Below are 13,050 nucleotides of genomic sequence, written 5' to 3'. Positions count from 1 at the left end.
GTCATCGCCGTGCGCCGACGCCGCAGCGGCCGCCGACTCTAGGCGACCCTGCGCTTCTGCCTGCACGTGCACGGCGGTCGAGTGCCGGTGTCGCCGCCCCGGTCCCCGACACCGCTCCCTCGAATTCCCCGAGGGGTCCGACCGTTAAGGTAGAAGCATGACGTACTCCGTCGCCGTCTCCGGCGCATCCGGCTACGCGGGCGGCGAGATCCTGCGCCTCCTCGCGTCCCATCCCGACATCGAGATCCGCACGGTCACCGCGCATTCGAATGCCGGACAGCCGTTGGTCGAGCATCAGCCGCACCTGCGCTCGCTCGCCCACCTCACCCTTCAGGAGACGACCCCCGAGATCCTCGCGGGGCACGACGTCGTCTTCCTCGCTCTGCCGCACGGGCAGTCCGGTCAGTACACCGACGCGCTCGGCGCCACGCCGCTGGTGATCGACGCCGGAGCCGACCACCGCCTGACCTCGCGCGCGTCATGGGATGCGTTCTACGGCGGCGACTTCCACGAGCCGTGGGCGTACGGCGTCCCCGAACTGCTCGTCGACGGCGCCAAGCAGCGCGAGACCCTGCGCACGGCGACGCGCATCGCAGCCCCCGGCTGCAACGCGTCGACCGTGAGCCTGAGCCTCGCACCGGGCGTCGCGGCGGGAGTGATCGACCCCGGCGACATCGTGTCGGTGCTCGCCGTCGGTCCGTCGGGGGCGGGGAAGAGCCTCAAGACCACTCTGCTCGGCAGCGAGATCCTCGGCACGGCCAATCCCTACGCCGTCGGCGGCACTCACCGGCACATCCCCGAGATCAGGCAGGCGCTCGCCGCCGCGTCCGGGGCGGCCCCCGAGGGCATCCGCATCTCTTTCACCCCCGTGATCGTCCCGATGGCGCGAGGGATCCTGGCGACCTCGACCGCGCCGATCGTCGACGGCGTCAGCGATGCCGAGATCCGGGCGGCGTGGGAGCAGGCATACGGCGACGAGACCTTCGTGCAGCTGCTGTCCGAAGGGCACTTCCCGCGCACCGCCGACGTCCTCGGCGCGAACACCGCGCTCATCGGACTCGCGATCGATCGCGCGGCGAACCGCGTGACCGTGGTCACGGCGGTCGACAATCTCGTCAAGGGCACCGCAGGCGCTGCCATCCAATCCATGAACCTCGCGCTGGGACTGCCCGAGTCCCGCGCCCTCTCAGTGAACGGAGTCGCGCCGTGAGCGTCACCGCCCCCGCAGGATTCGAGGCGGCCGGAGTCGCCGCCGGTCTGAAGTCGACCGGCAAGCCCGATGTCGCCGTGGTCGTCAATCGAGGTCCCCGCAAGGTCGGCGCCGCCGTCTTCACGAGCAACCGCGCCAAGGCCAACCCGATCATCTGGTCGCAGCAGGCCGTCGCCGACCGGATCGTCGAGGCCGTCGTGCTGAACTCGGGCGGAGCGAACTGCTTCACCGGCAGCTTCGGCTTCCAGACGACGCATCAGACCGCCGAGAAGGCGGCGGAGCTCCTGGGCGTCAGCGCCGGCGACGTGCTCGTCTGCTCGACCGGTCTCATCGGCGTCGGCGACGAGGTCTTCCGCGGCAAGGTCCTCGCCGGCACAGAGCAGGCCATCGCCGAGCTCTCGACCGAGGGCGGCGAGGTCGCGGCCGAGGCGATCATGACCACCGACAGTGTGGCGAAGACCGCCGTCGTGAGTCGTGACGGCTGGACCATCGGCGGGATGGCGAAGGGGGCGGGCATGCTGGCTCCGGGCCTCGCCACCATGCTGGTCGTCATCACCACGGATGCCGTGCTCGAACCGCTCGACGCGGATGCCGCGCTGCGTGCCGCGACCGGAACCACGTTCGACCGGCTCGACTCCGACGGGTGCATGTCGACCAACGACCAGGTCACGCTGCTCGCCAACGGCGCGTCGGGGATCGTCCCCGACGTCGAGGAGTTCTCGGCGGCCCTCGCCGAGCTGTGCCTGCAGCTCGCGGTCAAGCTGCAGGGCGACGCCGAGGGCGCGAGCCATGACATCACCATCGAGGTGCAGCACGCGATGTCCGAGGGGGAGGCCGTCGAGGTCGGTCGCTCGGTCGCGCGGAACAACCTCTTCAAAGCAGCCATCTTCGGCAACGACCCCAACTGGGGCCGGGTGCTCGCGGCCATCGGCACGACGAACGCGCAGTTCGACCCCTACGACGTGGACGTGTGGATGAACGGCGTCCGGGTGTGCAGCGAGGGCGGTCCCGATCGCCCACGCGAGGAGGTCGACCTGACCCCGCGCGCGACCCACCTGGTCATCGATCTGAAGATGGGCGAGGCCACGGCGACGATCCTCACGAACGACCTCACCCACGACTACGTCCACGAGAACAGCGCCTACGCCTCATGACCGACATCCAGGACGTCGCCCCGGACGTCGCCGCCGTGAAGGCTGCGACACTCATCGAGTCGCTCCCGTGGCTGAAGAGGTTCCGCGACCAGATCGTCGTCGTCAAGTACGGCGGCAATGCGATGGTCTCCGACGAGCTGCAGGAGGCGTTCGCACAGGACATCGCCTACCTCCGCTACGTGGGCGTGCTGCCGGTCGTCGTGCACGGCGGCGGTCCGCAGATCTCGAACATGCTGCAGCGACTCGAGATCCCCAGCGAGTTCAAGGGCGGCTACCGGGTCACCAACACCGAGGCGATCAGCGTCGTGCGCATGGTGCTCACCGGCCAGGTCAACCCGCAGCTCGTCTCCAAGATCAACTCGCACGGCCCCATCGCGACCGGTCTCAGCGGGGAGGACGCCGGACTCTTCGGCGGACGCCGTCGCGGTGTCGTCATCGACGGGGAGGAGATCGACCTCGGCCGCGTCGGTGACGTCGTGGAGGTCGACCCGACGCCCGTGCTCGATCATCTCGCCGCCGGTCGCGTGCCCGTGGTCTCCAGCATCGCGCCTGACCTCGATCACCCCGGCCAGTCGCTGAACGTGAACGCGGACGCCGCGGCCGCCGCGCTCGCGGTGGCGCTCAAGGCGCGCAAGCTCGTCATCCTCACGGATGTGCCCGGTCTCTACGCGGATTGGCCCCATCGGGACTCCCTCGTATCGCACATCACCTCGGACGCTCTCATCGAGATGCTCCCGAGCCTCGAATCCGGCATGATCCCGAAGATGAAGGCATGCCTGGATGCGATCGAGGGCGGCGTGGACGCCGCCGCCATCATCGACGGGCGGGTGCCGCATTCGGTTCTCGTCGAACTCTTCACCAGCAAGGGAATCGGAACAGAAGTGGTCTTGGGAACGACAGGGACGAACGCATGAGCAACTGGCAGGACGACGCAGCGAGCGATCTGGTCCTCAACGCAGGACCACGCCTGGCGATGCTCACCCGAGGGGAGGGTTCGTACCTCTGGGACTCCGAGGGACGTCGTCATCTGGACTTCCTCGCAGGAATCGCGGTGACCTCCCTCGGTCACGCGCATCCGGTGTTCGTCGAGGCCGTCTCGAGGCAGGCCGCCACACTCGCCCATGTCTCCAACTACTTCGCCACGCCGTCGCAGCTGGCACTCGCCGCGCGACTGAAGCGCCTGGCCGGTGCGGGTCTCGACGGACGCGTGTTCTTCTCGAACTCGGGGGCTGAGGCCAACGAGGCCGCCTTCAAGCTCGCGCGACTGCACGGCGGTGCGGAGAAGCCGCGCATCCTCGCCCTGCAGAACGGGTTCCACGGTCGAACCATGGGCTCGCTCGCGCTGACCGCCAAGGAATCCATGCGGGCGCCGTTCGAGCCGATGCCCGGGGGAGTCGAGCACATCCCCGCGACCGTCGAGGCGCTCGAGGCGGCGATGGACGACCGCGTCGCCGCGGTGATCGTCGAGCCCATCCAGGGCGAGGCCGGGGTCGTCGAGCTTCCCGAGGGGTACCTCCAGGCTGCCCGCTCCCTGACGTTGGCGCACGGCGCGCTGCTCATCGTCGATGAGATCCAGACGGGGGCGGGGCGCACCGGAGCCTGGTTCGGCTTCAGTCATGAGGGCATCACCCCCGACGCCATCACCCTCGCGAAGGGGATCGGCGGCGGCTTCCCCATCGGCGCGCTCGTCACCTTCGGAGCGGCGAGCTCGCTGTTCACGCCCGGCTCCCACGGGTCCACCTTCGGCGGAAACCCGTTGGCGACCGCGGTGGCCGATGCGGTGCTCGCCGAGATCGAGAGCGCGGGACTCGTCGAGAACGCCGCGCGCCGCGGGGAGGAGCTCCGCGACATCATCACGGCGATCGATTCGCCCCTCATCACCGGCATCCGCGGTCGCGGCCTCCTGATCGGCGTGGCGCTCAGCCACCCCGTCGCGAACGAGGTCGTCGCCGCCGCCCAGGAGCGCGGTCTCATCGTGAACGCCGCGAACCCCGAGACGGTGCGCATCGGGCCCGCCCTCACGATCGGAGACGCCGAACTCACCGAGTTCCGCGAACTCTTCGCCGCATCGCTCGCCGATGTCCAGGCATCCCTCACCGACTCCGGAAAGGCCCCCGTATGACCCGCCACCTGCTGCGTGACGACGATCTGACCCCCGCAGAGCAGGCGGAGATCCTCGATCTCGCCCTCGAGCTGAAGAAGGATCGCTGGGCGAACAAGGCCCTCGCGGGTCCCCAGACGGTCGCGGTGATCTTCGACAAGTCGTCGACCCGCACCAGGGTCTCGTTCGCGGTCGGCATCGCCGACCTCGGAGGCTCGCCCCTGATCATCTCGACCGCGAGCAGCCAGCTGGGCGGCAAGGAGACCCCGTCCGACACCGCGCGGGTGCTCGAGCGTCAGGTCGCGGCCATCGTGTGGCGCACCTACGCGCAGGCGGGCCTCGAGGAGATGGCCGCCGGAACCAGCGTCCCCGTCGTCAACGCCCTCTCCGACGACTTCCACCCGTGCCAGCTGCTCGCCGACCTGCTCACGATCCGTGAGCACAAGGGCGAACTGAAGGGGCTCACCCTGACCTTCTTCGGCGACGGGCGGAGCAACATGGCCCATTCGTACGCGCTCGCCGGGGTCACGGCGGGGATGCACGTGCGCATCGCCTCGCCGGCGGACTACGCGCCCCGTGCCGACATCGTCGAGGCGGCGGATCGTCGTGCGGCCGAGACCGGCGGTTCGATCACCCTCCTCACCGACGCCGTGGAGGCGGCGGCCGGCGCCGACGTCATCGTCACCGACACCTGGGTGTCGATGGGCAAGGAGGAGGAGAAGCTCGCCAGGATCCGCGACCTCGGGGGATACAAGGTGACGCCGGAGACGATGGAACTCGCCGATTCCGACGCGATCTTCATCCACTGCCTTCCCGCCGACCGGGGGTACGAGGTCGACTCCGACGTGATCGACGGCCCGCAGAGCGTCGTGTGGGATGAGGCGGAGAACCGTCTGCATGCGCAGAAGGCGCTGCTGGTGTGGCTGCTCGAGCGGAAGGGCGCCTGATGGTCGACGCGAAGAACGAAGGCACCAACGAGGGCGCCCTCTGGGGCGCGCGGTTCGCGACCGGACCGTCGCCCGAGCTGGTGGAGCTCAGCCGGTCGACCCACTTCGACTGGATCCTCGCGCCGTACGACATCGCGGGGTCGCACGCCCACGCCACGGCGCTCGCCGCGGCCGGGTACCTCGAGCCCGATGAGGCGACGAGGATGCACGAGGGACTGGATGCCGTCGCGCGCAAGGTCGCCGACGGGACTCTGCGGCCCGCGCCCTCGGACGAGGATGTGCACGGAGCGCTCGAGCAGGCGCTGATCGCCGAGCTCGGCCCCGAGCTGGGCGGACGCCTGCGCGCCGGACGCAGCCGCAACGACCAGATCGCCACGCTCGTGCGGATGTACCTGATCGACCACGCCAAGGTGATCGCACGCGACCTGCTGCGTGTCATCGACGCGCTCGTCGCACAGGCCGAGGCGCATCCCGATGCGATCCTGCCCGGACGCACCCACCTGCAGCACGCGCAGCCCGTGCTGCTCGCCCATCACCTGCAGGCGCACGGCTGGCCGCTCGTCCGGGAGCTCGAGCGTCTCGTCGACTGGCGGCGTCGGGCCGGCGTCTCGCCCTACGGCGGGGGAGCGCTCGCGGGATCGACCCTCGGACTCGACCCCGCGCTCGTGGCCACGGAACTCGGCCTCGATCGTCCGGCCGAGAACTCGCTCGACGGCACCGCGGCACGCGATGTGGTCGCCGAGTTCGCCTTCATCACGGCGATGACCGGTGTCGACATCTCTCGGCTGAGCGAGGAGATCATCCTCTGGAACACGCGCGAGTTCGGGTTCGTCACGCTGCACGACGGGTACTCGACCGGGTCGAGCATCATGCCGCAGAAGAAGAACCCCGACATCGCCGAGCTCGCGCGCGGCAAGTCCGGGCGCCTGATCGGCAACCTGTCCGGCCTGATGGCGACGCTGAAAGGACTCCCGCTCGCCTACAACCGCGATCTGCAGGAGGACAAGGAGCCGGTCTTCGACTCCGTGCAGACGCTCGAGGTCGTGCTGCCCGCGTTCGCCGGCATGATCGCGACCCTCCGCTTCGACACCGAGCGGATGGCGGCTCTCGCTCCTGAGGGCTTCTCGCTCGCGACCGATGTCGCCGAGTGGCTCGTGAAGCGCCGGGTGCCGTTCCGCGACGCGCACGAGATCTCCGGAGCCCTGGTCCGTGCCTGCGAGGAGCAGGGCATCGGGCTGGAGGACGCCTCCGACGAACTGCTGCTCTCCGTCTCGCCGCACCTGGTGTCCGAGGTGCGCGAGGTGCTCACGATCGAGGGTTCGGTGGCGTCGCGCACCGGTGTCGGCGGCACCGCTCCCGTGCGTGTGGCCGAGCAGCGGGCCGAGCTCGTGGCCCGCGCCCAGGCGGCCGCACACGCACTCGGACTCTGACGGTCCCGACCGCCGGCCGTCGAGCGTTCGACGGCCGGCGGGACGATCAGTGCAGCTCGGCGTCGGCGGACGACATCGTCCAGCGGGTGAAGCGCACGACGAGACCCGCACGGGTGGGACCCGCGAGGAACGGTCCGGCCGTGGCGGCGGACTCGCCGTCGAACGGTGCCACGCGCACCAGGCGCCAGTCGCCGTCATTTGCACGCGCGCGCACGATCACGGCATCCTTCCAGCGGCTCACCCGCACCGTGATCTCGCTGTCGTGCCAGTCGTCGACGTAGCCGACGGACCAGTCCGATCGCCCGTCGGTGACCACGGCGCCCAGGCCGAGGTGGTCGTCGGCGAACTCCACGCCCGCCTTGATCCAGTGCTCGTCGTCGCGGCGGACGAAGACGCCCGCCTGGTCGAACTGGCCGTTCCAGGGAGCGCGGAACGAGACGTCCATCGCCTCGCCCACCGCCAGCGGGGCGAGCAGCGCATGCTCGGTGTCGTGCACGAAGCCGTAGGCCGTGTGGCGCCAGGCATCGCTGCCTTCGACCGCGGTCACGAGCAGATGGTCGCCGTCGACCGTGACGTCGGCGGGTTCGTGTGTCCAGGAGGCGTCGCCCCAGGGGATGATGTGCGATTCAGGCATGTTCCGAGGCTATAACCGAATAGAGCATAAAGCAAAGTTATTCGTGATATGGTTATGCCGTGGTCATCGCCGTACTAGCCGACATCGTGGGGTCTCGCAGGCTCGACGACCGCACGGCCGCGCAGCGGATCCTCGACGACACCATCGCCAGGGTCGAGAAGGACCTTCCGCTCGCGCAGCATCCGCTGGTCCCCACCGTCGGCGACGAGCAGCAGGGGATCTACCGCGACCTGGAGAGCGCGATGGTGTCGCTGCTGATGATCCAGCTCGCGCTGCCGGACGGACTCGCGTTCCGCTTCGGGATCGGGGTCGGTGAGGTGCGCGCGGTCGATTCCGTGCACGGTGAGCTCGCCGACGGACCGGGGTGGTATGCCGCGCGTGCCGCGATCGAGACCGTGCATGCGAGAGAAGGTCGCGCCGTGCCGCGCACGCGCACCTGGATTGTCGGAGCCCCCGGGCAGGATGAGGTCATGGAGAGCACGATCGCGGCGTCGAACGCCTACCTCCTCGTCCGTGACGAGCTGGTCGGGGTGATGAACGAGCGGGAGCGACGGCTGACCTACGGACGTCTGTTGGGCCGTTCGCAGCACGACCTCGCCGCCGAGGAGGGCATCTCGCAGCCCAGCGTCTCCAAGTCGCTGCGCAATGCCGGAAGCGCTGCACTCCTCGAGGGGCTGGTCGCGCTGCAGGGAGCGAGCGCATGATCCTCGCCGGATTCGTCCTGCTCGCCGTGGGTGCCGCCGATCTCGTGCGGCAGTTCGCCCCCCGCCGGTGGATCGGCTACCTCGCGGCCGGCATCATCCTGCTGCTGCTCGGCAGCGTGAGCGACGCGCTGCTGCCGATGATCGCCGGGCTCGTGATCGGCGCCCTGTGGGTCTGGAGCATGCCGTCCGAGCGGCCCGCCCCTCTCGGTTTCTGGCCCGCCGTCCTGCTCGCGCTCGTCGCGGTCGGGTCCGTGGTGTGGTTCCCGGCGCGCGTCGACGCCGGGATGATCGGAGCCGTCTGGAGCCTGCGTTCGCCGTTCGGCGACATCCCCTTCGATCTCGCGATCCTCGCCCTCGGAGCGGGCGTGTTCCTTCTCGAATCCTCGAACCTCGTCGTGCGCGCCGCGCTCGACGGTGAGCACACGTGGCGCCCCATCGACCGCGGTGCGGGCACCGAGCCGACCGCCGCGGGCGGCGACGGCGAGGCCGCGGACGACGCTCGACCCGACACGGCCACGCCGCTGGCCGTCCCCGTCCTGGGTGCCGTGGCCGAGGCGACGCCGACCCGCGACCCGCGCGCGGGGTTCCAGGGCGGGCGGCTGATCGGCCCGCTCGAGCGCATCCTGGTGATGATCCTCACTCTGGCGGCCGCCTATCCGATCCTCGCCGCGATGCTCGCGGCCAAGGGCATCGTCCGATTCCCCGAGATATCCCGCGACGGCGAGACCGGAGCGCGGGCGGAGTACTTCCTCGTCGGCAGCCTCGTGAGCTGGGTCATCGGGCTGAGCGCCGCCTTCCTGGTGTGGTGGGCTGCGCACAGCTGACGCAGCGCGATCCGTCCGTGGGGCGGCGAAGTGACGGCATCCGCCGCTGATAGCCTGGTGCGCGTGTCGAATACCGATCTGACGACCGCCCCACCGGCGATCGACCCCACGTTCGAGAACGTGTGGGACGAACTGCTGTGGCGCGGGCTCGTCCATGTGTCCACTGACCAGGAGGCGCTGCGCGCCCTTCTCGCCGGGGACCCGATCACGTATTACTGCGGCTTCGATCCGACCGCTCCCAGCCTGCACCTCGGCAACCTGGTGCAGCTGCTGACGCTGCGGCGCATCCAGCTCGCCGGGCACCGGCCGCTCGGACTCGTCGGCGGTTCGACCGGTCTGATCGGCGACCCCCGGCCCACGGCGGAGCGCACGCTCAACACGCGCGAGACCGTCGAGGAGTGGGTGGGGCGACTGCGCGCGCAGGTCGAGCGCTACCTCAGCTTCGAGGGCGACAACGCCGCGCGTATCGTCAACAACCTCGACTGGACGGCGCCGCTGTCGGCCATCGACTTCCTGCGTGAGATCGGCAAGCACTACCGTGTGGGCACGATGCTCAAGAAGGATGCGGTCGCGGCGCGACTGAGCTCGGACGAGGGCATCAGCTACACCGAGTTCAGCTACCAGATCCTGCAGGGGATGGACTTCCTCGAGCTGTACCGCCAGTACGACTGCGTCCTGCAGACGGGTGGATCCGATCAGTGGGGCAACCTGACCAGCGGCACCGACCTCATCCGTCGGTCCGAGGGCGTGGCCGCACATGCGATCGGCACGCCGCTGATCACCAACAGCGACGGCACCAAGTTCGGCAAGAGCGAGGGCAATGCCATCTGGCTCGACCCGGAGATGTGCAGTCCGTACCGGATGTACCAGTTCTGGCTCAGTACGGCGGATGCCGATGTGATCGAGCGCCTGAAGGTGTTCACGTTCCTCAGCCGCGCGGAGATCGAGGAGTACGAGGCCCTCGTCGAATCGGAGCCGTTCCGGAGGGCGGCGCAGAAGCGTCTGGCGCTCGAGGTCGTCGCCATCGTGCACGGCATCGAGGCGACGGCGGCGGTGATCGCGGCATCCGAGGCGCTGTTCGGCCAGGGCGACCTGACCGCGCTCGATGCCTCGACGCTGCGCACCGCGCTCGAGGAGCTTCCGAACGCCACGGCCGCCGCCGGCTCTCCCGTCGTCGACGCGCTCGTCGCGACGGGGCTGGTCTCGAGCACGTCCGAGGCGCGACGCGCGATCGCTCAGGGAGGAGTCTCCCTCGACGGCGAACGTGTGCAGGATGACACGGCCACGGTGCGAGGAACCCTCCCGGGCGGGGTGTCGGTGCTCCGTCGGGGCAAGAAGACCCTCGCCGGTGTCTTCCTCGCCTGAGGACCGACCGATCGTCTGACGGCGACCGACCGAGCATCTTCGGTCGGTCGCCGTCGTGCATCATTCCGCCGACTCGACAGGAGACACAGTCGATGCCGTTCACCCCGAGTCACGCGGTGGTCGCCCTGCCGTTCGTCCGCACACCGCTCGTGCCCGCGGCGATCGCGATCGGTGCGATGACGCCGGATCTGCCGCTGTTCCTGCGGGGAGTGGGCCTGCGATACTCGTTCACCCACACCTTCGGGAACGTGCTGTGGACCGCGTTGGTCGCCTTCGTCCTGTTCCTCCTGTGGCGGGTCGTGCTTCGTCCGGCGGTCGGCGAGCTCTCGCCCCTGGCTCTGGCGCGACGGCTGCCGGCGGAGTGGCAGCAGGTCGGTGTCTCGGCCGCGGGATCGGCGGTCGGCATCGGAGCGTCGCGTCGCGCGTACCCGGTGCTGCTCGCGGTGTCGCTGATCCTGGGAGTCCTGAGCCACATCGTCTGGGATCTGTTCACGCACGAAGGACGGTGGGGTGTCGAGACCTTTCCCGCGCTGGGCATGATGTGGGGGCCGCTGACGGGGTTCAAGTGGCTGCAGCACGGGTCCAGCGTGACGGGTCTCGCGATCCTCGGCGTCTGGGCGTGGCGACGACTGCGCGACACCGAGCCCCGCGTCATCTCCGAGCGAGCAGTGCCCGCGGGCGTGCGCATCGCGTGGTGGTCGTCGTTGCCGGTGATCCTTCTCGCCGCGGTCGCCATCGGCTACTTCGCCTACGGGCCGTTGACCGCGGAGTTCACCGCCCAGCATCTCGCCTATCGGATGCTGCCACCGGCCTGTGCACTGTGGGGTGCGCTGACTCTGGTGCTGTGCCTGACGATCCCGCTGCTCCGACGCCGTCACCAGACGGGCTGATCGGAACCCCAGAGATGCGGGGCGGCGAACTCCACGCCGGGAAGAGCGGGTCGTGCCGTCGAGACCCGATGTCCGCCGACCTCGAATGTGGCGGTGTGTGCAGAGAGATCGATCTCCCGCTCCACCTCGGGGTGTCGGTTCCGCGGCATCCCGAGAAGCTCGGCCGCGATGCGCCGCAGGGATGTGCGCACGACCCACGAGTCGCCGTCCCTGCGGTGCCGTTCGAGCACGTCGATCACCGCCGCGGCGAGAAGGTAGCCGGCGCTGTGATCCAGAGCCTGAGCCGGTAGCGCGCCGGGGCGCTCGCCATCGGCTGACTCGACCATCGAGATGCCGGACTCGGCCTGCACCAGACTGTCGAACCCCGCCCGATGCGGCTCATCGTCGCCCCAGGCGCTGAGCTGGGCGATGACGAGCCCCGGATGACGAGCCGCCAGGTCTGACGGCGAGAGACCGAGCCGGTCGAGTGCGGCGGGTCGGTATCCCAGAACCACGACGTCTGCCGCGGCGAGCAGCTCCTCGAATCGTCCGCTGCGTGCATCGAGCACCGCGGACCGCTTGCCGTGACCGGTGTCCAGGTGCTGCCACTCGGGTTCGGCGAGTCGGGGTGTGTCTATGCGCAGCACGTCCGCGCCCAGGAGTGCGAGGGTCCGTGTGCACACCGGCCCGGCGATCACACGGGTGAGATCCAGCACGCGGACGCCGGCGAGCGGCACCGAAGGGATGCTGCCGCGGGCGTCGTGGCGGCGGGTGTCGGGGCGTGAGCGGGGAGCGGGGGAGGGCGCGCGGTCGACGGCGAGCAGGGGAGTGGTGCGCCGTCGCTCGTCATCGCGCGGATCCTCCTGTCGTACGGGAACGGCGAGACCGCGCGCGGCGGTGATCCTGTCGACGGCTTCGCGGGAGGTGAGTGCGAGGAGGGCGGTGCGCACGCCGCGCGCATCGGCGTCCGCCCCGAGTCCGAGTCCGTCGCGCAGTCGACGAGCGTGATGCGGGTAGTTGCCGTGTGTGCGGACCCAGCCGTCCGCGGTGCGCCAGAAGCCGGAATACACGGACCACACGTCGGGCGGCGTGCCATCGACCGTGAGCACGCGATCGCTCCGGTACGCGACGGCGACCCGATCGGGATCCGGCAGGCCGTCGAGACCCGCGATCAGACTGCAGGCGCGCACGCTGGCCCAGGCGAGATCTCCTACGGCGAGACGCGAAGGGAGAGGGACGGCCCCCGCGGGGATGTCGCCGTGATCACCCGCATCCGCGACGATGCCGAGGTCCGCTCGTACACGACGAAGGATCGAGGCTGCGGGGGAGAGCGAGGGCGGTCGGATCACGGTGAGATCGTACCCGTGGGGGTGCGTTTCGGGAATAAGAGCCGCTGGCCTGGGCAAAGCACGCGCGGGAGGGTGGACGACACGCCCGGCGGGCAGCCATGATTTGCCGGAACCCCGGAATCCACGTAACTTATTACTTGTTCGCCCCACAGGGAAGCGGAGAGGCCGAGAGCTTCACCCCCCTCAAGCGGAGAACCACCTCCCACATCCTCTCACTTGTGAGAACAGACGCATGCGTCTAGGATGGGAGATCCACCCCTTCTGCGGCTGTCGACAGCTGCGCAGCGGATCTGAGATCCGCACGGCGCGCTGATTTGACAAGCGGGATCGGGTGGCTAAGATAGAGAAGTTGCCCTTCGGGCCTGGTTGTGATGACTGGGTCGTGGGAGCATCCGATCCTTGAGAACTCAACAGCGTGCACTTGTCAAATGCCAAATTATCCTCGTCTAGCTTCGGCTGGGTG

At 69.5% G+C, this 13,050-nt stretch carries 12 protein-coding genes; 10 read left to right on the top strand and 2 right to left on the bottom strand.

What is annotated here, in order from left to right; genetic code table 11:
* Nucleotides 1-157 precede the first annotated feature (157 nt).
* Genes argC through argH form a run of 6 tightly spaced genes read left to right on the top strand, consistent with a single transcriptional unit; the run spans nt 158 to nt 6,842 of the window.
* Entirely contained in the window at nt 158-1,210 is a 1,053-nt protein-coding gene (gene argC / locus FQ142_RS16260) for an N-acetyl-gamma-glutamyl-phosphate reductase (RefSeq protein WP_149424186.1), read from the top strand.
* Nucleotides 1,207-2,364 carry a bifunctional glutamate N-acetyltransferase/amino-acid acetyltransferase ArgJ gene (gene argJ / locus FQ142_RS16255; RefSeq protein WP_149424185.1) on the top strand — a complete coding sequence of 386 codons (1,158 nt, stop codon included), beginning with the start codon at nt 1,207-1,209 and terminating at the stop codon, nt 2,362-2,364. The genes argC and argJ overlap by 4 nt, the downstream gene beginning before the upstream one ends.
* Entirely contained in the window at nt 2,361-3,278 is a 918-nt protein-coding gene (gene argB, locus FQ142_RS16250) for an acetylglutamate kinase (RefSeq protein WP_149424184.1), read from the top strand. The genes argJ and argB overlap by 4 nt, the downstream gene beginning before the upstream one ends.
* Complete coding sequence (locus FQ142_RS16245) at nt 3,275-4,486, top strand: acetylornithine transaminase (RefSeq protein WP_149424183.1); 1,212 nt, start codon at nt 3,275-3,277, stop codon at nt 4,484-4,486. The genes argB and FQ142_RS16245 overlap by 4 nt, the downstream gene beginning before the upstream one ends.
* On the top strand, nt 4,483-5,412 hold the full coding sequence (gene argF / locus FQ142_RS16240; RefSeq protein WP_149424182.1) for an ornithine carbamoyltransferase: 930 nt from the start codon (nt 4,483-4,485) through the stop codon (nt 5,410-5,412). The genes FQ142_RS16245 and argF overlap by 4 nt, the downstream gene beginning before the upstream one ends.
* The gene (gene argH, locus FQ142_RS16235; RefSeq protein ID WP_149424324.1) at nt 5,412-6,842 is read left to right on the top strand and encodes an argininosuccinate lyase; all 1,431 of its coding nucleotides are present in this window, start codon (nt 5,412-5,414) and stop codon (nt 6,840-6,842) included. The genes argF and argH overlap by 1 nt, the downstream gene beginning before the upstream one ends.
* Nucleotides 6,843-6,888: 46 nt before the next feature.
* On the opposite strand, the gene FQ142_RS16230 is transcribed toward argH, so the two are convergent.
* Nucleotides 6,889-7,476, bottom strand: a complete 588-nt coding sequence (locus FQ142_RS16230) for a DUF1349 domain-containing protein (protein ID WP_149424181.1) — start codon at nt 7,474-7,476, stop codon at nt 6,889-6,891.
* A gap of 59 nt (nt 7,477-7,535) precedes the next feature.
* Between FQ142_RS16230 and FQ142_RS16225 the strand changes: the two genes are divergently transcribed.
* The 4 genes from FQ142_RS16225 to FQ142_RS16210 all read left to right on the top strand — a co-directional run bounded on the left by FQ142_RS16225 (nt 7,536) and on the right by FQ142_RS16210 (nt 11,259).
* Nucleotides 7,536-8,180: a SatD family protein gene (locus FQ142_RS16225; protein WP_149424180.1), complete on the top strand. Its 645-nt coding sequence runs from the start codon at nt 7,536-7,538 to the stop codon at nt 8,178-8,180.
* The gene (locus tag FQ142_RS16220; RefSeq protein ID WP_149424179.1) at nt 8,177-9,004 is read left to right on the top strand and encodes a hypothetical protein; all 828 of its coding nucleotides are present in this window, start codon (nt 8,177-8,179) and stop codon (nt 9,002-9,004) included. Before FQ142_RS16225 ends, FQ142_RS16220 begins: the two co-directional genes overlap by 4 nt.
* Nucleotides 9,005-9,067: 63 nt before the next feature.
* Nucleotides 9,068-10,369: a tyrosine--tRNA ligase gene (gene tyrS, locus FQ142_RS16215; RefSeq protein WP_149424178.1), complete on the top strand. Its 1,302-nt coding sequence runs from the start codon at nt 9,068-9,070 to the stop codon at nt 10,367-10,369.
* 92 nt (nt 10,370-10,461) lie between these two features.
* Nucleotides 10,462-11,259 carry a DUF4184 family protein gene (locus tag FQ142_RS16210; RefSeq protein WP_149424177.1) on the top strand — a complete coding sequence of 266 codons (798 nt, stop codon included), beginning with the start codon at nt 10,462-10,464 and terminating at the stop codon, nt 11,257-11,259.
* Here the strand turns inward: FQ142_RS16210 and FQ142_RS16205 are convergent.
* The gene (locus FQ142_RS16205) at nt 11,244-12,587 is read right to left on the bottom strand and encodes a CoA transferase (protein ID WP_262492183.1); all 1,344 of its coding nucleotides are present in this window, start codon (nt 12,585-12,587) and stop codon (nt 11,244-11,246) included. The genes FQ142_RS16210 and FQ142_RS16205 overlap by 16 nt on opposite strands.
* Nucleotides 12,588-13,050 lie beyond the last annotated feature (463 nt).

It is taken from the genome of Microbacterium sp. ANT_H45B, assembly GCF_008369345.1.
Classification (GTDB): domain Bacteria; phylum Actinomycetota; class Actinomycetes; order Actinomycetales; family Microbacteriaceae; genus Microbacterium.
The sequence above is the reverse complement of the archived record's forward strand: the minus strand, read 5'-3'. Positions and strand labels throughout refer to the sequence as shown.

Bases quoted from the DNA above. Each gene is read 5' to 3' on its own strand.
- argC (WP_149424186.1), top strand. From the start codon at position 158: ATGACGTACTCCGTCGCCGTCTCCGGCGCATCCGGCTACGCGGGCGGC.
- argB (WP_149424184.1), top strand. From the start codon at position 2,361: ATGACCGACATCCAGGACGTCGCCCCGGACGTCGCCGCCGTGAAGGCT.
- FQ142_RS16245 (WP_149424183.1), top strand. From the start codon at position 3,275: ATGAGCAACTGGCAGGACGACGCAGCGAGCGATCTGGTCCTCAACGCA.
- argF (WP_149424182.1), top strand. From the start codon at position 4,483: ATGACCCGCCACCTGCTGCGTGACGACGATCTGACCCCCGCAGAGCAG.
- argH (WP_149424324.1), top strand. From the start codon at position 5,412: ATGGTCGACGCGAAGAACGAAGGCACCAACGAGGGCGCCCTCTGGGGC.
- FQ142_RS16230 (WP_149424181.1), bottom strand. From the start codon at position 7,476: ATGCCTGAATCGCACATCATCCCCTGGGGCGACGCCTCCTGGACACAC.
- FQ142_RS16220 (WP_149424179.1), top strand. From the start codon at position 8,177: ATGATCCTCGCCGGATTCGTCCTGCTCGCCGTGGGTGCCGCCGATCTC.
- FQ142_RS16210 (WP_149424177.1), top strand. From the start codon at position 10,462: ATGCCGTTCACCCCGAGTCACGCGGTGGTCGCCCTGCCGTTCGTCCGC.